Genomic DNA, 19,322 nt, shown 5'->3' with positions numbered 1-19,322 from the left:
CCTAGAAGCCGAGCCCCAGGCCTGCGCCTGTGCGCACCAGCACATGGCCGCGGGGGCCGCTCAAGCGGAACCAGCGGCCATTGCGGAAGACCTTCTGCTCGGCGTCCCCCAGGAAACCCAAGGCGAAAGCAGCGAAGGCCGCCCCGGCAGGAAGGTCGCCCGTATCTGGAAGCTCACGGCCCCATATTGCCGCCCTGGCGCTGTTGACCACTGCAGCACCTGCCAAAGCCGGAATGACACCGGCCACCTCGGCTATGCCGGCCTCGGCCGCCGACCTGAGGTCGGCGTCGAGTATTGATCCCTGCACTTCCCAGCCGGAGCGCGGCGCGCCAACGCCTGCCCAGGACTCGGAAACGGTCGACGGAGGTATGGGCAGCTCCACGTCGTCGGCACCCGATCGGGCCAACCGGTCCATAACGGACGCAAGCGTCACCGTCACATCGGCCTGGGCCGGCTCAGCCAGGGCCATGGTCCGCAGGCCGAGGATGGTGGGAGTGGACTCCCCCAGGATGCGCGGCCGCAAGACGCACACGTACGCGGCCAGGACACTGCCCGCGGCCTGGAGGCGGATGGCGCCGTCGTCGATGCTCTTGGCCCGCGTCACAAAGGTTTTCAAGTCAGTGAGGTCGCGGGGATCGGCGAAGCGGAAGGACTGGGTCAAGACGTCTGTCACATCATCGACTCTACCGGCATGTCCCCGGTTGAGAGGGGTCGGGGCGGCGTCTAAAGTCGAACCATGACTGAGACGAATGCTGGCCTTGAAGTGGAAGCACCCGCAGAAGACCCCATGGATGTGCTGATCGGCCTGCTGGACCTTGGTGACTTTGACGGAGCCCGGACCAACGAGGACATCTTCCTTGGCCCATCACAGAAACAGCCCCGGCACAGGGTTTTTGGTGGCCAGGTCTTGGCGCAGTCGATGATGGCCGGCATGCGAACAGTGGAACCGGACAGGGTGGCACACTCCATGCACGGCTACTTCCTGCGGCCGGGGGACGCCAACAAGCCCATCACTTTCGGTGTCGAGAGGTTGCGGGACGGACGTTCATTCTCCGCCCGACGCGTTCACGCATACCAGGACGGCGTGCCGATTCTCTCGATGATCGCGTCATTCCAGGTGGAGGACACCGGCCTGGACCACCAGGCCACCATGCCCGAAGGCATCCCCGACCCAGAGTCCCTGCCCAGCACTGCGGAGCTGTTGTCGCAGTTCGACCACCCGATGGCGCGGCACATGTCATCTGAACGTCCGTTCGACGTCCGCCACATCGACCCGGCGCTCTATGTGTCCCCACCCACCCAGCACGTGGCAAGCAACGCCGTGTGGATGAAAACCATGGGGCCGTTGCCCGATGATCCCAACCTGCACCGTGCCGCCCTGGCCTACGCCAGCGACTACACGCTGTTGGAGCCCATTCTCCGCGCACACGGCCTCGCATGGATGACGCCGGGAATGAGTGTCGCCAGCCTCGACCACGCCATGTGGTGGCACCGCCCCGTGCGGGTGGACGAGTGGATGCTTTACGTCCAGGAGTCCCCAAGCGCCCAAGGCGCCCGAGGACTCGCTACGGGCCGCATCTTTAACCGCGACGGACTGCATGTTGCCACCGTGGCCCAAGAGGGTATGGTGCGGATCCCGTAGGCTTTCGAGGCGCTGTGTGACGGCGAGGAGTTAAAGCAGAAAGGCCGGTCCCTTGCGGGACCGGCCTTTCTGCTTGTGTGCCTGGAATTCCTAGTCGCGGGTCAGGCGGCGGTGCGTGACGCGGTGCGGCTTGGCAGCATCGGGGCCGAGGCGCTCCACCTTGTTCTCTTCGTAGGAGTCGAAGTTTCCCTCGAACCAGTACCACTTGGACGGGTTCTCGTCGTCACCTTCGTAAGCGAGGATGTGGGTCGCTACCCTGTCGAGGAACCAGCGATCGTGCGAAACCACCACTGCGCAGCCCGGGAATTCCAGGAGGGCGTTTTCGAGGCTGCTCAGGGTTTCGACGTCGAGGTCGTTAGTGGGTTCGTCAAGGAGCAAAAGGTTGCCGCCCTGCTTGAGGGTCAGCGCCAGGTTGAGGCGGTTGCGCTCACCACCGGAGAGGACACCGGCCTTCTTCTGCTGGTCCGGGCCCTTGAAGCCGAATGCCGAAACGTAGGCACGCGAAGGCATTTCGACCTGACCGACCTGAAGGAAGTCGTGGCCCTCCGAGACAACTTCCCAGAGGGATTTGTTGGGATCGATGCCGCCACGGGACTGGTCCACGTAGGAGATCTTCACGGACTCGCCGATCTTGAGCTCACCATCGTCCAAGGGCTCCATGCCGACGATCGTCTTGAACAGCGTGGACTTACCCACACCGTTGGGTCCGATGACGCCAACGATGCCGTTGCGGGGCAGCGAGAAGGAAAGGCCATCGATCAGGACGCGGTCGTCGAAGCCCTTCTTCAGGTTCTTGGCCTCGATGACCAGGGAACCCAGGCGCGGTCCCGGCGGGATCTGGATCTCTTCGAAGTCCAGCTTGCGGGTGCGATCGGCCTCTGCAGCCATTTCCTCGTAGCGGGCAAGACGGGCCTTGGACTTGGTCTGGCGGCCCTTGGCGTTGGAGCGCACCCACTCAAGTTCCTCGGTAAGGCGCTTGGACAGCTTGGCGTCCTTCTTGCCTTGGACCTCCAGGCGGGCCTTCTTCTTCTCCAGGTAGGTGGAGTAGTTGCCCTCATACGGGTAGAGGTGGCCGCGGTCAACTTCTGCGATCCACTCGGCCACATGGTCCAGGAAGTAACGGTCGTGGGTCACGGCAAGGACAGCACCGGGGTACTGGGAGAGGTGCTGTTCGAGCCACAGCACGCTCTCGGCGTCCAAGTGGTTGGTGGGCTCATCGAGGAGCAGCAGATCAGGCTTCTGGAGAAGAAGCTTGCACAGGGCCACGCGGCGGCGCTCACCACCGGAGAGGACAGTGACGTCGGAATCAGCCGGCGGGCAACGCAAGGCGTCCATAGCCTGTTCCAGCTGGGAATCGATGTCCCAGGCGTCGGCAGCGTCAATGGCTTCCTGCAGCTTGCCCATTTCATCCAGGAGCGTCTCGTAATCCGCGTCCGGGTTGGCCATTTCTTCGGAGATCTCGTTGAAACGCTGGATCTTGCCGTAGATCTCGCCTACACCTTCTTGGACATTGCCCAAGACGGTCTTTTCCTCGTTCAGCGGCGGTTCCTGCAGGAGGATGCCCACGGTGTAACCGGGGCTCAGGCGGGCCTCGCCGTTTGAAGGGGTGTCCAGTCCGGCCATGATCTTCAGGATGGTGGACTTACCAGCACCGTTCGGTCCCACGACGCCGATCTTCGCGCCAGGGTAGAACGACATGCTGACATCGTCCAGAATAAGTTTGTCGCCAACGGCTTTGCGAGCCTTGGTCATCGTGTAAATGAATTCCGCCATGCCCTTAAATCTAATGGCTCGGCCTGCTTAACTCACATTCGCGCCCCGAAGAGCCGCTAGCGGGCGTCTCCCACGAAACATTTACCGGTAGCCAGCACGGGCAGTACGGTCACCAGGACACCACCGTCACGGATTTGCCCCACGATGCAGCTCTCCCCGGTCAAAGCCGCTGCCTCCAGGGCATCGACGTCAAGGCCCGTGGGCGTCCGGCTGGCAGAGACTTCCACGTTGGCCTTCGGAATCCCGACCGAGACCAAGGCCGAGCGGAGCGCTTCCTGGTCCGGCTTAGGGTTGCCGGCCACGAGGTTTTTCAGCGTAGTTTCGACGGTTGCCGACGTGGCAGCGACGGCGGGATCCACCGGAGCTGTGACTTGGGCAGAGGTGGAGGGGGCCGGGACGGTCCCTGGTTGCGCCGTGGACCCCGTGCTTGAAGTGCAACCAGTCAGCGCAATTGTTACCGCTACCGTCAGCGACAATGCTGCACCGCGGATTTTCGCTGCCCCCGTTGACCTGCCACCCGGCGTCGTTCCCCTGCTCATCACTTAGACATTGTGCCATTCACACGGGGTGTTCACCGGCAGGGTTCGGCTGAAGGGATTTTGGTAACCCGGCCGAGGAATGGCGCGAACCACCATGAGCGGAAGGCCCGTGATGCCGTTGCATCGAAGTTCTTGAAGCGAGGCGATAAAGGAACATCCCCCTTGGAAGCTTGTCCAAGGGGGATGCGGTGGTGCCCCAGGAGGGAATCGAACCCCCGACCGGCGGATTAGAAGGCCGCTGCTCTATCCCCTGAGCTACTGGGGCGCACTGACGCCGTCACCACCATGGGCGGCTGGCGCCACAAAGAGTTTACAGTGCCATCGGCGGGTAGCCCGCCATCTCATCGCCAGCGGCCTCCATTCCTCCACAAGGGCCCGTTTGCCAGGGTTATGCACATAGGCCCCCGCGGCACTGCCTTCGACGGCTTCACTGGATGAAGCTGAAAGAGCCGGACAGGCACTCCCTACATCCAAAAGGACCACCAATGAATGACATCATCACCGTCCGGGGCTTCGTGGCCTCGGAGGTTAAGACTTCCACCACCACACGGGGAACGGCCACAGCGTCGTTCCGCCTGGGAACCACTGAGCGCCGTTACGACCGGTCGAGCAACACGTGGGTTGACGGCAACACCAATTGGTATACGGTGCAATCGTTCCGATACCTTGCCGGACACGTTGGGTGCAGCGTCAAAAAGGGGCAGCGTGTGCTGGTCATGGGAAGGCTCCGGTTGAGGCAATGGGAACATGAAGGCCGCGTCTACCATGTAGCGGAAATCGACGCCGAATCCGTGGGACACGACCTCATGTGGGGCTCCGCCAACTTCACCCGCATGAACGGCACCTCGGGACCGGCAGACTCCGCCGCTGCAGACACTGTGCCCTCGGACGAGGCTTTGTCCAGCCCCACCCCGGGTGGGCCCGGGAGCAGCGGCGAGTGGCACACTGAGGATGCCGAACAAGCTCCTCCGGAGGACGAGTCAGCAGCAGCCGGGATGGATGATCCCGATGGAACGGGGCCATTGATGGTGAACACCTCGACAGGAGAGCTGGTGGGTGCTGGCGCTTGAACCTCGAGCCTGGTGCCCGTAACCCGCCATTCCAGCCGCGACGGTGGGGCCTATTCTGGGTCCATGGCACAGCACGAGGATGCACTCAGGCTAGAGACGGCACCTGCGTCGTGGGCAGCAGTTGAGGAGCTGTTCGGGACCAAGGGCGAACCATCCCGGTGTTGGTGCCGGTGGTTCGCCCTTGCCGGCAAGGAATGGGACACCACCTCGCCGGATGATCGAAAGGAAATGCTGAAGTCAGCGTTCAGCACTGGACCGGCTCCGGGAGTCATGGCCTTCAGGGACGGCAATCCAGTTGGTTGGTGTGCTGTTGAACCCCGGACAAACTACCTGCGGCTGAAGCGGTCCCCGGTCCTGAGGGCAGAACCATCTACTGCCGCTGACCACACCAGCATTTGGGCCATCAGTTGTTTCGTGGTGGCCCCAAGGCATCGCCGCACAGGGGTGGCCTCCGCGCTCCTGAACGCCGCCTTGGAGCACGCGTTCAACAACGGCGCGGAAGTCGTGGAGGCCTACCCCGTCGACACAGGGCTCAGGACCAAGGCGACCTCAGCGGAGCTGTACCACGGCACTCTGTCACTTTTTCGGGCTGCCGGTTTCAGCCTGGTCTCCGAATCCGTGCCAGGTCGTCCCGTGGTACGGCTTACCAATGGCCACGAGGTGCCCTGAAGCATGCCTGATTCAAGGCGTGACCTGATTCAAGGCAGTGTCAGGATCATCGGGCCGTCCGCCGTGATGGCAACCGTGTGCTCGCTGTGGGCTGCCCTGCGTCCGTTTGCCGAACGCAGGGTCCACTCGTCCTCATCGTGGTAGTAATCGTCCTTCCCTCCAAGAATCAACATGGGCTCGATGGCAATGACCAGGCCCTCCTCCAGCTTCATTCCCCGCCCGGGACGCCCGATGTTGGGAACAGGGGGTTCGGCATGCATGGTCCGGCCGATGCCATGTCCGCCGTGATCGGCCAGCAGGCCGTAACCTGCGCGTCTGGCTTCACCACCAATGGCGTAGGCAAGATCACCCATTTTGTTGCCCACGCGTGCTGCTTCTATTCCCCGCGCCAGCGCGGCATCCGTTGCATCTATGAGTTCCTGGTCCAAGGGGTCGCCCTCCCCCACAATGAAGCTGATGGCAGCGTCTCCGCACCAACCCTCCAGGAAGGCGCCGCAGTCAACGCTGAGCAGATCGCCGTCCTCAAGCGCATAGCCGTTAGGGATACCGTGCACTACGGCGTCGTTGACACTGGCGCAGATCACGCCGGGAAAGGGCACTGAAGCCCAGCGGGGGTGGTAGTCGAGGAAGGCGGGCCTGGCGCCGGCGTCGGACATCACTGCCGCCGCTACGTCGTCAAGTTCCTTGAGGGAAACGCCCACGGCAGCGTGCTCCTTCACAGCCCGTAGAGCGTTGGCCACCACCCTGCCGGCCTCACGCATCAACGTGATCTGCTGGGGAGTTTTCAGCATTGACATCAAAGGTCCTCCGTTGCTGGGCGTGCCCTCAGGGGCTGGTTGTGCGGCCAGAAGCTGCCACTCTGCCCACTCTACGACCCCCTTGAAATGTCTGGGAGGGTCTCCGGCCAGTGGCAGGAGATCCCGCAGCTGTACATCGGTCCTACAGTGGACGCATGACCAAGGAACTAGTGGACTCGATCCGATCCTCGCTCCGCTCGTCCGGGGACGCTGAACGGGCGCTTGGTTCCCAAAAGTACATGAAGTCGGATATGCCCTCGCTCGGGGTCAGGGTTCCGGAAGTGCGGAGCATCGTCAAAGCAGCAGCAAGAGAGTTTCCTGTCTCAACCCCTGAGGAGCTGCGGCAGGGGGTTCTCTTGTTGTGGCGCGATGCCGAGGCACGCGAAGAGCGGTACGCAGCCATAGACCTGACGGGCCAGCGGATGGTGAAGGAAGACCTGGACATGCTGCCCGTGTACGAGGAAATTATCCGGACAGGAGCCTGGTGGGACCTGGTGGATGGAGTTTCGCCCCGGATTTGCGCGCTGTTGCTCGCACACAAGTCAACAATGACCCCTTTGCTGCTTCGCTGGGCCGAGGACAACGACATGTGGATCCGTCGGGCTGCAATTACTGCCCAGCTGGGGGCAAAGTCCATGACCGATCACGGATTGCTGGCCGCGGTCATCGAACCCAACATGCACAGCAGGGAGTTCTTCATCCGCAAGGCCATCGGCTGGGCACTGCGCGAATACAGCAAGTCAGATCCCGAATGGGTCCGAGCCTTTGCCGCAGATAACGCGTCATCGCTGAGTCCCTTGTCCCTGCGTGAGGGGACACGGCTTTTGTCGTCCGGCTGATGGGGCTTAGATGATCGGACGGAGGCCTGGCTCGTCGTGTTTGCGGAACAAGCTCTTGGTCTTCGGGTCCACGAAGATCAGGTACACGGCGAAGAGCAAGGCAATGATGGCCGCTGCATTCCGGGCCAACGTCAAAGCCAGGCCCAGGTCTTCGCTCTGGAGGTACGGGAAGACGTCCAGTTGGTCCGAGATCGCGTAGACCATGAAGAACGAGACCACGAAATAGACGGCTTTGACTTGCCAGTCATTGCGGATACCGGTCACGGCAAAGAGCGGAATCAGCCAGACCACGTACCAGGACTGGATCATCGGCGCCAGAATGACGATAGCTGCAAATGCCAGTGTGAGCCGGCGCATCAGGCGGTCGTAGTCGCCGCGGAAGACCTGCCAGGCGATGGCGCCCACCATGAGCACCTTGCCGGCGTCGTAAACCCACTTGGCCATGCCCCAGCCGTCCAGTCCAAAGACGTTGAAGATGGACGCCACCACCAAGCCGATCAGGCCTATGGGCGCGTACCAGATCCAGACACTGCCTGGAGCCGACAGGCCATTGATCCAACCAAATCCGAAGCCATTAACCATGCTCATGGCATACAGCAATCCGAAGCTCAGCCCCGCGGTCAGGAACCAGAAGACGAATTTCCGCGGCCAGGAAGCCCCCTTGCCGGCCCACAAGAGCCCAATAAAGGGAAGGAACACCACCGTAATAGGCTTCACGGAGATGGAGAGGGTGACCAGTACCAAGCCCAGGATCACGCGACGTGTTGCGCAGTAGTAGAGACCTGCAAGGGCCAGCCCGATCATGAGTGCGTCGTTGTGGACGCTGGCAATGAAGTTGGTCAGGAAGAGCGGATTTGCGGCTGTCAGCCACAGCGCCCGGTGCGGATTCACTCCGTGAAGTTCCGCCAGCTTGGGTACATAGATAATGCAGAGGACGATTCCCACAAGGGCAACCAACCGGAACAACATGATGCTTGCTTCAGGTTGGACATTGGTCACCCAGACGACGAACTGCTCGATCCACAGGAACAATTGCCCGTACGGCACCGGCGCTTCGGTCCACATCTTGTCCGCACCCAGTTGGAAGTAATTGGGCAGCGCGGAAATCCCATTCTCGTAGGGATTGATGCCTTCGACCATCAGGCGGCCCTGACCGATGTATGCGTAAACGTCCCTGCTGAAGAGGGGAACGGTGAACATCATGGGCAATCCCCACGCAGCCACGGCCTGAAGCGTTGCTTTCCGCGCCTCCAGCCCCCAGACCCGGACGCGTTGCCCCAATCGCAGCCAGGCCCGGACCAGCAGCATTCCGCCAACGGCCAAAAGGACAATCGACAGGGCGACTCCAACGCCTTCGGTGCGCATCCAGATGAAGAGCGGCAACCGCCGGAGTTCGGAGACCGGAGCGAGCCAGCCCACCCCCAAGGACCCGAAGACCATGAACATGGAGCCGATGAAACCGGCAATCAGCGGCGAACGGGCATTATCAACCTCGCTGGCCGCAGCATCTGCCGTCGGCGCTGCTGTCCCTGCCTTCTGGGCGGCGGGTACTGGCACCGTCATGTGGTCGTCATCCAATCGTTCGCCCGGTACATTCGGGAGAAATTCTGCGTCTTTGGGACTTTCCACGGCAGGAAGAAAAAGACACTGCCGCGCTCAAAAATCGTACCATCAGAGCACTTCGAAGCGGCTGAAGGATAGGCTGGGCGCGTGCCTATTACTAATGAACGCATCGTCTGGATCGACTGCGAAATGACCGGCCTGGACCTGAATAACGACGCCCTGATCGAGGTCGCGGCGCTGGTGACGGATTCCGAGCTCAACATCCTCGGCGACGGCGTCGACGTCGTCATCAAGCCGGACGATGCCGCGCTGGAACAAATGAATGATTTCGTACGGGACATGCATACCCGCTCCAAGCTCCTTGACGAACTCCCCCATGGGAAGACCATGGCCGAGGCCGAAGCCCAGGTCCTTGAATACATCGAGAAGTGGGTTCCGGACCCCCGCAAGGCGCCTTTGGGCGGGAACTCCGTGGGAACAGACCGCATGTTCCTGGCCAGGGACATGCCAAACATCGTGGAGCACCTCCATTACCGCGTGATCGATGTCAGCACCATCAAGGAGCTCTCGCGGCGCTGGTTCCCGCGCGCCTACTTCCAGTCGCCCGCCAAGCACGGCGGACACCGCGCCCTCGGTGATATTAAGGACTCCATCGACGAACTTCGCTACTACCGCCAGGCCGTCTTCGTGCCCGCCCCCGGACCGGACACTGCCACGGCACAGCGCATCTCCAGGGATGTCATGGCCACTGCGGAGACCTTGGGATCCACCGAAACCGTGTGATCTGCACCATTTTTCAAGGTTTTTTCGCCAAAACCGGCAAAAGTGGACTTTGCACCCCAAAACAGCAGGTAAGCTATTTGTCGTTGCCTTGAAGGAAAGCCGGTCAAACGGTTCAGCCCCAAAAGGCACGTGGTGGGCTTAGCTCAGTTGGCAGAGCGCCTGGTTGTGGTCCAGGAGGTCGCGGGTTCAACCCCCGTAGCTCACCCCACCGAGATTGGCTGCAGAGCCGGTTTCCACAAAGGCCGCACCGGTTATCCGGTGCGGCCTTTGCTTTTAAGCCATGAAGCGGACCTGCGCCGCTCCGGACTTCAGCGATCAACAAAAGGAAGAACTGACATGACCGTCCTGCCAGTCACCATTTGGGGCGAACCTGTTTTGCATCGCCGGGCCAGCGAAGTGGAGGTTTTCGACGACCAACTCCGCGGGCTGATCGCGGATATGTTCGAGACCAACGACGCCGCCAACGGTGTGGGGCTCGCTGCCCCGCAGATCGGTGTGGGCAAGCGCCTTTTCGTGTACAAGTACGCCAACGATGACGATGTTCCGGAACAGGGCGTGGTGGTCAACCCGGTACTGACTCTCTCCAAAGTCTCGGGAGCTCTTCCGGATCCTGACGAGCATGTTGAGGGTTGCTTGTCCTTCCCGGGTGAGTACTACCCTTTGCAACGTGCTGAATGGACGCGCGTCCAGGGCTTCGACGGTGACGGCAACCCTGTGGACTTTGAAGCGACCGGCTGGTTTGCCCGGATTCTGCAGCACGAGTTCGACCATCTGGACGGCAAGCTGTACGTTAACCGGCTGGTGGACAGGTACGCAAAGAAGGCCCTCAAGCAAGCGAAGAAGCACGGCTGGGGCGTGCCAGGCCTGACGTGGATGCCCGGCGTCGATCCCGATCCTTTTGGACACTGAGCCATGACCCCGACCCCGCACACTGGACTCTTCGAACTCCTGGACATCAGCGGCGACGACGCGGAGGAGTGCACCGCCCTTCTCGCAACTCCGCCCGGCGAAGCGGTGCTGCGCGCCATGGCTGCCATGGACGAGCGGCTGGGTTCCTTTCCACTGGACAGCATCCAGGAAGACAACCCCGACGAATCGGTCTGGATCGAAGCACTGCTCCGCTTCTCCCCCACCGTCCACGCTTATCACCTGAAGCTCGGTATCAGTCCCGAAGTCTCTGCGGCATCGCTGGCTGACATGGGACTGCAGCTCAGGATCAACCGGCGGGTCCATGGCCGGTTCGGCCTCGATACCTGGGGCTGGATGACCTTGCACATGGCAGGGAACCTGTTCAGGCTGGGCCGCCTGCAGTTCCATCTGGTCCGCAGCCCGGAGGAAACCGCTCAAGCCGGTACCCCCGCGGCTGACGGTCACTGGGTACTCGGCGTCCACATTCCAGAAGATGGCGGGCTGTCCCCCGCCTCGGTGGATGCCAGCTTGTCCGAGGCCCGCCTGTTCTTCCCCCGATACTTCCCTGATAAGCCAGCAGCCGTTGCCACGTGCGATTCGTGGATGCTGGACCCCTATCTTGCGGACCACCTGCCTGAGAGCAACATTGCCTCGTTTGCCCGGCGCTTCACGCTGGACCGTTGTTCTGAAGCCCCTACCGACGCCGTGTATTTCACCTTCCGGCAGCGCGGGCTCCAGGACCTGGACAAGCTTCCCCGGGAGACGTCACTTCAGCGGGTGGTCTTGGAGAGAATCGACGACGGCGGCACCTGGCAGCTGGGGCACGGTCACCTCGAGCTGTAGATGGTCTGTTGCTCCGGACAGGAGGAGAGGACGCCCTTCATGGCGTCCTTTTCCGCCTGTGTTACCCAGAGCTTGTACGCGGCCTTCACGGAAATTTGCCGGGCGACGTAGTGGCAGCGGAAGTTCTTGTTGGCCGGCAGCCACGTCGCAGCGTCACCCGCCCCTTTTTTGACGTTCGCAGGACCGTCGGCCGCAATCAGGTTCAAAGGATCGTTGGCGAAAGTCTGCCGCTGCTGAACGGTCAGCTGTTGTGCCCCTTTTTGCCATGCGTCCGCCAAGGCAACCACATGGTCGATTTGGACGGCCGCACTTGTTTCCTGCCCCCGCCTGAAAACCACCTGTGCCCCGGTGTAAGGTTCGTGGAAACTGCCACCGGCCACCTTGCAGGAAGATCCTTCTGTGAACTCGACAGCGGAAAGGTCACGCCGGAGGATGTCGTTCCTGGTGTCGCACCCGTTACGGTCGGCATCGGCCCAGGCCTGTCCGAAGGCCGCCCGGTCATAGTCTGATTTGGGGGCCCTGCCCTTGACCGGCAGCCGGTCCAAGGCATCGGCGGCCTTCTCGGCAGTCACCGGGGCGGCGCCGCGCACGGGTTTCATCCAGAGGGGGTTGTAAACGGGCGCTTCGTTGGGTCCTGCTACCCACGGATCTGCGGCGGAGAATTGGCCCGCGGTGAAAAACCAGGAAAGCGCCGCCACGATGGTTGCGGCAGCCAAGGCGAGAATCGTCCATGCTTGCCGGGATCTGCGGCGGGCGCGTTTGTAGGCAGACCAGGTGATACTCAAGGGACTCCGTCCAGTGGGGGCAGGCATGTCCTACGAGCGTAGGACAAGGCCCCGACAGAAAGAGCCGGTATCCACAGTGTGTAGGAGAAGTCACACCGTGGGGGCGGATCTCCGGGTGAGAATGGCAACCCGATTCGGGACCACTTTTCGATGTAATCGCAATTTGAACGGATCCCACTGGCAGCTGCAAGGATTGGCGGCCTCACGGCAGGTAACCCTGTCAGAGGCCTTGCACGACCGAGCTGACCCACCCAATCCTCAGACATTCCACCGCTGAGCACTAGCGACGACCATGCCCAACCAACGCAGTGAACACTCACGCCTTCACGATGCCGGATCACGGCATCCAACCCGATATGTCCGTCATTACTGGGCGAAGGCTTCGTGCCCGTCAGAGCGGTGGGATTAGAGGGTCATGCCCTTCCCGAGGATCTGCACGTAGGGAGAGTTGCAAAAGCCGGGACTTACGTTCTCAAATCGGCTCTCACTATTTGCGGACAAGTTTCGCGGTCTCATATATGCTTCGACCAAGTTCAGTTTGGGGGGCCAATGAAGATCCGCAAAACGCTTGGTTGCTTCTGTTTTATTACTTTTTTGGGGCTGACGATTTCCTCGTGTGCGTCGTCGCCGGGAGGTTCAAGTCCGGGCGTAACTTCGCCGGCTAGCTCCGCTGAGTGTGCCCAGTTCTTGGCCGAGGCGCCCTGCGGGAAGTACACCAGCATTGATGGATCCGCAGACGGCACTCCGCTCCCGTGGTTATCTTCAGGCGAAGTGACAGCCCAGCTGGAAAAACGCGGTGGAGAAACATACTTGACGACGGTGATGCCGTGCGGGCCTCTGGATGGGCCCGTCACGATCACTGGCACCACCATGCGGCTGACTGGGCAGCAGGCCCTCGGCGCGGATGGCTGCATAGAGTCTGCCGGCGAACAACGGACATGGATTCTCGAGCTCATGCAGGGCAGCGTGGAGTTGGCGTACGCGGACGGCATCCTGACCTGGACGCGCGGTCAAGACTCCATCTCCTTCTCCACTTCCTGACCCAAGCTCGCAGCAAGTCACTGCATCAAAGGAATTCTTATCCGCTTCATCATTTAGGGGGACAACCTGGCACGAAAATTTGTGTACGTCGCTGCATCGACCTTCCTTATTTTGGCTGGTTTGGCTAGCCCCGCAACAGCGGCTTCAGACCCACCCGAAACCCCCTCAGGTGGGAGTGCCATAGACAAGTACGTGCAAAGCATCGGTACGGAGTTCCTGGAGAATCAGAAGAAGCTCTCTGACTTCAAATACTGGATTACTCAGCTTCGAGGAATATACGAGGCGGGCTACGTCGAACAGGTCAATGATGCCGCGACATTATCAACGAAAGTCCTGTGGAAAGGCCCCTCCGATCTTCGGGACACTGTCGCTTCTGAGGGCAAAGCCCGCGGAATCACAGTCACGTTTGCGGAGAGACCATACTCCGTCGCCGAAATCGATGCCGCCGTGAACCTGCTCCTGGCGCAAAAACCGTCATTCGAGGCCCTGGGATTCAAAGTTGAAAGTGTTGGCGGTATTCGAGATGACGACGGCCAGATCGAGATCGAAGGCCACGCACTCACGAGTCCGGCATTGAAACTGGCCGCTGACCAGCGGGCAGCCGTGGAAACCTCGGCGCAGGCTATCGCTAAAGTGCCGGTAAGAGTCATCGATGGCGTCCGGGTCGCCGCCGCGACCCGGATGAACGATACAAGTCCGTTCAATTCCGGCGCTTATATGCTCCACTCCACCGCTTACAACGGCTGTTCCACTGGCTTTGCGTTGGCCTACTCCAGGGATGCAACGTACACCAACACGGCCCGCCATTGCCGGAGCGGATATTGGAACGCGCGTGACAATTCCAACACGTCCTTGGGGTTGCAATGGCGGGACTCACCTGATGGCCAAGCAGTACTGCTCTCCGAGCGCGGCAGCAAGTGGATGTTCGATGGGGCATGGAACAACAGCGCGGGATATTCCAAGGCTGTGTCTGGTTACCATGACGTCTCCCTCGGTGATCGTGTCTGCACCAGTGGAGGAAATTCCGGGGTTCATTGCAATATCGGTATCTCCAAAATGGGACACAAGTGGAACGACGGCTACGGCGAAGCTTCCCAGATTGAAGGATTCATGCAGACGGCCGGAGCTATCTCTGCAATCGAAGGTGACAGCGGCGGACCGGTCCTCGTCCCATATGGCAACGGCACCGTCGGCGCTGCGGGAATGATCCAGGCCATTGTCTGGCCATGGACAAGCGGAGCCGGCTGCGGCAGCGTCCGCGACGGCGGAGGCAATCTATGCAGCGGCACTGTGTGGTTTACTTCCACCCGGACCATAGCCAGCAGCCTGGGGATGATCCTCGTAACCTGGTAACAGCTTTCCCGGCGCTGATCCTTGGCGCTGCTACTAGGTTGGTAGGGAATCTGACGCGGTCGGGTCTTCCGCACAGCGGCGACTCCCGATAATCACTGAACGTCATGGGAAGGGATTGGTCTGTCGCCCCAAACTGACGCCGAAATGCTAAACGCGCATTCCTGTTCCGTTTGCACGATTTGAGTCGGGCCCACATCTAGCTGGCGGTTTGCTGGGCCAGGGTGTGGGCGAGGCGGTAGGAGTCAGTTCCCGTTTCGATGATGGTCCCGTTGAACGTAAGCCGGTCGACGATGGCGGCGCAGAGGCGCGGGTCGGTGAAGGTTTTCGTCCATCCGGAGAAGGATTCGTTGGTGGCGATCGCGACGGATGCCTTTTCTTCGCGTTCAGTAAGGACTTGGAACAGAAGCTCGGCGCCGCGCTTGTCGAGTTCCATATAACCCAGCTCGTCAATGCAAAGAAGGTCCACGCGGCCGTAGCGGGCGATGGTTTTGGCCAAGGCCTTTTCGTTTTCGGCTTCTACGAGCTCGTTCACGAGCCGGGTCGCGAGGGTGTACTTGACCCGGAAGCCTTTCTCCGCAGCGGCCGTGCCTAGCCCGATGAGCAGATGGGATTTTCCGGTTCCTGAGTCGCCGATGAGACACAGCGGCGAGCCTTTGCGGATCCAGTCCCCTTTAGCCAGCGTGTGGATTGTTGCTTCATTGATGTTCGGGTTAGCGTCGAAATCAAAGTCCCCAAGCCACTTATCCCTAGGGAGCCAACGGATTTCACCCTTCGGATCGAGGAACGACGGTCCCGGTCATCACACTCGGCCAAGAGGAGTTCGGCCAGGAAGCCCTGATAACTCAGCTGCTCTTTACCAGCCACAGATAAGGCTTCGTCCAGGACGGCCCTGATCGTGGGTAGCCGCAGCCGCCTGCATGCCTGGTCCACGGCCGCAACGGCGGCTTGTTCGGTCAAACCCCGGCGCCTACGCAGGGTTTGGGACACAACAACTGGCGGGGTTGGGCTCATGAGATCTGCTCCTTGGTTGTGGTGACGACGCCGGGTTCGGTGGCATGAGTGGTGCGTTTAGCCAGCAGCTGGTCATAGCCGGCAACGGTTGGGGCCGGGCGCCTATCCGGCGGCAGACCGGCGATCACGGCCGCCGGATCGGCTAGGCGGCGCTGGGTGAGACTAACAATGCGGTGCTCGACAATTCCTTCTTTCGCGCCGGAATCGCATTCGGGCGGAACCCACCCCGGGGTGTTCCGTTCGGCGGCTACCCGTCTGGCTTCGACTGCGACGACGTCGGCGCTGACCGCACCGACTGTCAGGGCTGCGGTGATCCCGGCGATGACATCGGAGGCGTTCATGACCCGGTGCAGGAGCAGCACATCAATGAGTTCCAGGATTGCCTTGGTATCTCCATCGGTTTTTCGGGCGGCGGCCCAGAACGCGTCGTGGGCGGGCGTGAACGCCCCGGACTGGCGGGCTTGGGCCAAGGCCGTGGATCCAGGGAGCGCGCCGGGCTTTATACGGAGTACTTCAAGATAGTGGTCCAGCTGCACGCATTGGCGGCCTCTGCCGACCGTTCGAGGATGCGACGCGATCAGGGTCCGGCCGTCAAAGATCTTCACCTGCGTCGCTTGCAGGGAGACTCGTACTTTGCGGTTGATGAACCGTGCGGGGACGGAGTACTTCATCGATCGGACGGTGACCAGTGAGGACCGATCAACCCTGGGAGTTAGGACCAGGCCCGGATCAAAGGTTTCCGAGGGCACAGGCGAAAGCAGGGGTTGTTCGACGGCGAAGTCCTGCCCGATGGTTCGCAGGCGTTGGGAGATCCTGCGGGCGTCTTCTTCCTCGTCCCAGACCCGGAGTTTGTCGTTGAGCTCGGCGAGGGTCTTCACGACCGGGACCGGGGTTAGGAAGTTCCTGCGGAATCTGCCTATTTCGCCTTCAATTCCGCCCTTTTTATGGGCGCCGCCTATGCCTGGTTCGCAGTAAAAGGCATCGAAACCAAAATGCGATTTGAACAACACCCAACGCTCGTTCTCCACCCGCTGCCGGCCAGCACCGTAGACGACCTTCGTCACCGCTGAGGTGAGGTTGTCGTAACGGATATGGCGGGCAGGGACACCACCAATGGTGTTGAACGCTTCGATATGGCCTTCCAGGAAAGCTTCCTGGGCGCAGGTCGGGTAAATCCGATGAACGGACTTCCCAGAGTGGCTGAGTCGGAAAGCAAACATGTAGCAACGGGTCCGGACCCCGTCCAGATCCACCCACACATCCCCGAAGTCCACCTCCGCCTCCGCGCCCGGAGCGTGTTCCTGCGGCACGAAAGCCTCCACCGGGGCGTTTCCGGACTCAACCGCGATCGAAGCCCGCCGGGATTTGACGTATTGACGGACCGATGAATACGAAATGACCGCCTGGTGTTCATCAACCAGACGGTCAAAAACCCGTTGCGCAGTATGGCGTTGTTTTCGTGGAGCGTCCAGATCAGCAAGCAGCATCGCGTCAATGGCCGGCTTCAAAGGACCCAGTTTCGGGGCCCGACGTGTTGGTGGCTTCCGTTCAGGCGGTTCCGCGGCCGACAGCGCCTGACGGACCGTTCGTCTCGAGACGTTGTGCACCTTGGCCAGAGCCCGGATCGACAAACCCCGGACCCTGGCATCCCGGCGGATCCTCGCGAACAGCTCCACTCTCAACTCCATCACTGCCTTCCACTGTTGGAAAAGCACTCTGACGGAACCAACGGTGGGGTGGGCTCAAACGAAACTGCGATTCATCAACCGGCGAGCCGTAAAACCGCGCGAAGTGGGCTCAAGTCAAACTGCAAAACCGGTCTCCACTCAAACTGCCATAATCATCCGGGTTTATTGCTCGCGCAGCACGCGTTGGAGGTCCTCGGTGGCCAGCGCGAGGAGTCCGCGCAATTGCTCCACCCGCTGGTCCGGGACGTCGCCGGAGGCGTTGGCTGCGACAGCCTGATCCAGGAGTTTTTGGGCTTGTTTGTGATTCGCGCGGGCTACGTCCAGCGCATGTTCCAGTGCTGTCTCGTGCTCCAAAGTTGATTCATTTTCCATGAACCCATTTTGGTCAGGTTTCCCGGCTGATACCAGTGATTCAGCCGGGAAACCCGCGAATACTTCCGGGTACTAGGCGCCGGCCGTTTCCAGAACGGCGATGGGAGCCACGACGTCGCGGGCAGGGAACGACGGCGGGTTGACGCCGGCCATTTCCTCCATGACACGGACAACCTGGCATGAGTAACCGAACTCGTTGTCGTACCAAACGTAAAGTACAAGATTCTTGTCATTGGAGATCGTTGCCAGGCCGTCGACGATGCCTGCACGGCGCGAGCCAACGAAGTCCGTGGAGACAACATCGGGAGAATCGATGTAGTCGATCTGCTTCCGAAGATCGGAGTGCAAGGACATTTCGCGGAGGAAGTCATTGACTTCGTCCCGGGTGGTGCCCTTTTCCAGATTCAGGTTGAGAATGGCCATGGAAACATCCGGCGTGGGAACGCGGATGGCATTGCCGGTCAACTTGCCCTGAAGTTCCGGGAGGGCCTTGGCTACGGCCTTGGCGGCCCCGGTTTCGGTGATGACCATGTTCAGCGCGGCTGAACGTCCGCGGCGATCGCCCTTGTGGAAGTTGTCAATCAGGTTCTGGTCGTTCGTGAACGAGTGCACTGTTTCCACGTGGCCGTGGATGATGCCGAACTTGTCGTTGATGGCCTTGAGCACCGGGGTGATGGCGTTGGTGGTGCAGGAAGCAGCAGTGACGATCTTGTCATCGTCCGAGATGTCCTTGTGGTTGATGCCGTGGACGATGTTCTTGAGGTCGCCCTTGCCCGGGGCGGTGAGCAGGACGCGGGCAGCACCCTTGCTCTGCAGGTGCTGGGAGAGGCCTTCGGCATCGCGCCAGCGCCCCGTGTTGTCTACCACCAGGGCGTCCTTGATTCCGTAGGCGGTGTAGTCCACCGTGGCAGGGTTGTCCGAGTAAATGACCTGGACCTGCACGCCGTTGGCGGTGATGGTGTTGGCTTCCTCGTCCACGCGAATGGTGCCCTCGAAGGAACCGTGAACGGAGTCGCGGCGCAGAAGGCTGGCGCGCTTTACAAGATCGTTTTCGGCACCCTTGCGCACTACGATCGCGCGGAGTCGCAGGCCGTGTCCGCCGCCCGCCTTTTCGATGAGGATGCGGGCCAGGAGACGGCCGATACGGCCAAAGCCGTAAAGCACGACGTCGGTGCTGGTCCGGTCGTCAGCGCCGCGCTTGCCCACGATCTCGGCAAGCTCAGCGCGCAGGTACTCATCCAAGGAGGCGCCATTGCCTTCAGCCCGGAACTTTTCGGTCAGGCGCGCGATGTCAATGGCTGCTGCGCCGAGTTCCAGCTCCGACAGGGCGTTCAGCAAGGGTGCGGTCTCTTCGAGCAGGAGCTCGTGGTTGCTCATCCGGCGGGCAAATCGGTGCGCCTTGAGGATGTTCATGGTGGACTTGTTGATCAGGCTGCGGCCATGGATGCTGGTGACCACGTTGTTTTCCCGGTACAGCCGGCCGATCACCGGAATCATGGCCTCGGCGAGAGCCTCCCGGCCCATCCACTTATCAAGACAAGAATCTGACGTCTGGCTCACAGAACTACCTTCCTTGGGTCAACCACATACGTCCTCGTATGCAGATGGCAGCGGCCGCCCGGAGTAGTCCTGCGGCACATGCGCC

General features: G+C 61.2%; 18 protein-coding genes, 2 tRNA genes and 1 pseudogene. 10 read left to right on the top strand and 11 right to left on the bottom strand.

Annotated elements, in window-relative coordinates; all coding sequences use genetic code 11:
• Window position 1: 1 nt before the first annotated feature.
• Window positions 2-673 (bottom strand): DUF8185 domain-containing protein, encoded by a 672-nt coding sequence (locus ABIE35_RS05535; protein ID WP_354513105.1) that lies wholly within the window; start codon window positions 671-673, stop codon window positions 2-4.
• A gap of 63 nt (window positions 674-736) precedes the next feature.
• Here ABIE35_RS05535 and ABIE35_RS05530 point away from each other — a divergent pair, with 63 nt between their 5' ends.
• On the top strand, window positions 737-1,642 hold the full coding sequence (locus ABIE35_RS05530; protein ID WP_311213035.1) for an acyl-CoA thioesterase: 906 nt from the start codon (window positions 737-739) through the stop codon (window positions 1,640-1,642).
• 90 nt (window positions 1,643-1,732) lie between these two features.
• On the opposite strand, the gene ettA is transcribed toward ABIE35_RS05530, so the two are convergent.
• From ettA to ABIE35_RS05515, 3 genes are all read right to left on the bottom strand, one after another.
• A complete protein-coding gene (gene ettA, locus ABIE35_RS05525) occupies window positions 1,733-3,415 on the bottom strand; it encodes an energy-dependent translational throttle protein EttA (RefSeq protein ID WP_207593754.1) in 1,683 nt (560 codons plus the stop codon).
• 56 nt (window positions 3,416-3,471) lie between these two features.
• Window positions 3,472-3,954: a DUF6993 domain-containing protein gene (locus tag ABIE35_RS05520; protein ID WP_354513102.1), complete on the bottom strand. Its 483-nt coding sequence runs from the start codon at window positions 3,952-3,954 to the stop codon at window positions 3,472-3,474.
• 189 nt (window positions 3,955-4,143) lie between these two features.
• Window positions 4,144-4,219, bottom strand: a tRNA-Arg gene (locus ABIE35_RS05515).
• Window positions 4,220-4,439: 220 nt separating this feature from the next.
• On the opposite strand from ABIE35_RS05515, the gene ABIE35_RS05510 reads away from it, so the two are divergent.
• Together ABIE35_RS05510 and ABIE35_RS05505 are read left to right on the top strand one after the other, a co-directional pair.
• The gene (locus ABIE35_RS05510; RefSeq protein ID WP_354513100.1) at window positions 4,440-5,024 is read left to right on the top strand and encodes a single-stranded DNA-binding protein; all 585 of its coding nucleotides are present in this window, start codon (window positions 4,440-4,442) and stop codon (window positions 5,022-5,024) included.
• Between the two features lie 63 nt (window positions 5,025-5,087).
• Window positions 5,088-5,693, top strand: a complete 606-nt coding sequence (locus tag ABIE35_RS05505; protein ID WP_354513098.1) for a GNAT family N-acetyltransferase — start codon at window positions 5,088-5,090, stop codon at window positions 5,691-5,693.
• A gap of 29 nt (window positions 5,694-5,722) precedes the next feature.
• On the opposite strand, the gene map is transcribed toward ABIE35_RS05505, so the two are convergent.
• Window positions 5,723-6,490 (bottom strand): type I methionyl aminopeptidase, encoded by a 768-nt coding sequence (gene map, locus ABIE35_RS05500; RefSeq protein WP_354513096.1) that lies wholly within the window; start codon window positions 6,488-6,490, stop codon window positions 5,723-5,725.
• A 155-nt stretch (window positions 6,491-6,645) separates the two neighbouring features.
• Here map and ABIE35_RS05495 point away from each other — a divergent pair, with 155 nt between their 5' ends.
• Entirely contained in the window at window positions 6,646-7,329 is a 684-nt protein-coding gene (locus ABIE35_RS05495) for a DNA alkylation repair protein (protein ID WP_354513094.1), read from the top strand.
• Window positions 7,330-7,335: 6 nt separating this feature from the next.
• Here the strand turns inward: ABIE35_RS05495 and mptB are convergent, their stop codons facing one another.
• Window positions 7,336-8,892: a polyprenol phosphomannose-dependent alpha 1,6 mannosyltransferase MptB gene (gene mptB / locus ABIE35_RS05490; RefSeq protein WP_198318224.1), complete on the bottom strand. Its 1,557-nt coding sequence runs from the start codon at window positions 8,890-8,892 to the stop codon at window positions 7,336-7,338.
• Between the two features lie 147 nt (window positions 8,893-9,039).
• On the opposite strand from mptB, the gene orn reads away from it, so the two are divergent.
• The 4 genes from orn (at window position 9,040) to ABIE35_RS05470 (ending at window position 11,427) form a co-directional block, all read left to right on the top strand.
• On the top strand, window positions 9,040-9,675 hold the full coding sequence (gene orn / locus ABIE35_RS05485; protein WP_354513092.1) for an oligoribonuclease: 636 nt from the start codon (window positions 9,040-9,042) through the stop codon (window positions 9,673-9,675).
• A gap of 132 nt (window positions 9,676-9,807) precedes the next feature.
• Window positions 9,808-9,883: transfer RNA gene (locus tag ABIE35_RS05480), tRNA-His, on the top strand.
• Window positions 9,884-10,011: 128 nt separating this feature from the next.
• Window positions 10,012-10,584 carry a peptide deformylase gene (gene def / locus ABIE35_RS05475; protein ID WP_089595328.1) on the top strand — a complete coding sequence of 191 codons (573 nt, stop codon included), beginning with the start codon at window positions 10,012-10,014 and terminating at the stop codon, window positions 10,582-10,584.
• A gap of 3 nt (window positions 10,585-10,587) precedes the next feature.
• Window positions 10,588-11,427: an acyltransferase domain-containing protein gene (locus tag ABIE35_RS05470; protein WP_354513090.1), complete on the top strand. Its 840-nt coding sequence runs from the start codon at window positions 10,588-10,590 to the stop codon at window positions 11,425-11,427.
• Here the strand turns inward: ABIE35_RS05470 and ABIE35_RS05465 are convergent.
• Window positions 11,412-12,212, bottom strand: a complete 801-nt coding sequence (locus ABIE35_RS05465; protein ID WP_354513822.1) for an HNH endonuclease family protein — start codon at window positions 12,210-12,212, stop codon at window positions 11,412-11,414. The genes ABIE35_RS05470 and ABIE35_RS05465 overlap by 16 nt on opposite strands.
• A 771-nt stretch (window positions 12,213-12,983) precedes the next feature.
• Here ABIE35_RS05465 and ABIE35_RS05460 point away from each other — a divergent pair.
• Both ABIE35_RS05460 and ABIE35_RS05455 read left to right on the top strand, forming a co-directional pair.
• Entirely contained in the window at window positions 12,984-13,253 is a 270-nt protein-coding gene (locus tag ABIE35_RS05460; RefSeq protein WP_354513088.1) for a hypothetical protein, read from the top strand.
• 192 nt (window positions 13,254-13,445) lie between these two features.
• Entirely contained in the window at window positions 13,446-14,606 is a 1,161-nt protein-coding gene (locus tag ABIE35_RS05455; protein ID WP_354513086.1) for a hypothetical protein, read from the top strand.
• Between the two features lie 196 nt (window positions 14,607-14,802).
• On the opposite strand, the pseudogene istB reads toward ABIE35_RS05455, so the two are convergent.
• The 4 genes and pseudogenes from istB to ABIE35_RS05435 all read right to left on the bottom strand — a co-directional run bounded on the left by istB (window position 14,803) and on the right by ABIE35_RS05435 (window position 19,237).
• Window positions 14,803-15,617, bottom strand: a pseudogene (gene istB / locus ABIE35_RS05450) (IS21-like element helper ATPase IstB).
• On the bottom strand, window positions 15,614-17,305 hold the full coding sequence (istA, locus tag ABIE35_RS05445; RefSeq protein WP_354513084.1) for an IS21 family transposase: 1,692 nt from the start codon (window positions 17,303-17,305) through the stop codon (window positions 15,614-15,616). Before istA ends, istB begins: the two are co-directional and overlap by 4 nt.
• A 162-nt stretch (window positions 17,306-17,467) precedes the next feature.
• The gene (locus ABIE35_RS05440; RefSeq protein WP_354227167.1) at window positions 17,468-17,677 is read right to left on the bottom strand and encodes a hypothetical protein; all 210 of its coding nucleotides are present in this window, start codon (window positions 17,675-17,677) and stop codon (window positions 17,468-17,470) included.
• 72 nt (window positions 17,678-17,749) lie between these two features.
• Window positions 17,750-19,237, bottom strand: coding sequence for a glyceraldehyde-3-phosphate dehydrogenase (locus ABIE35_RS05435; RefSeq protein ID WP_207593765.1), 1,488 nt, complete (start codon window positions 19,235-19,237; stop codon window positions 17,750-17,752).
• Window positions 19,238-19,322 lie beyond the last annotated feature (85 nt).

This window comes from Paenarthrobacter sp. 4246, from assembly GCF_040546855.1.
Lineage (GTDB): Bacteria > Actinomycetota > Actinomycetes > Actinomycetales > Micrococcaceae > Arthrobacter.
Note: the sequence above shows the minus strand (reverse complement) of the source record. Positions and strands in the feature narration are given on the sequence as shown.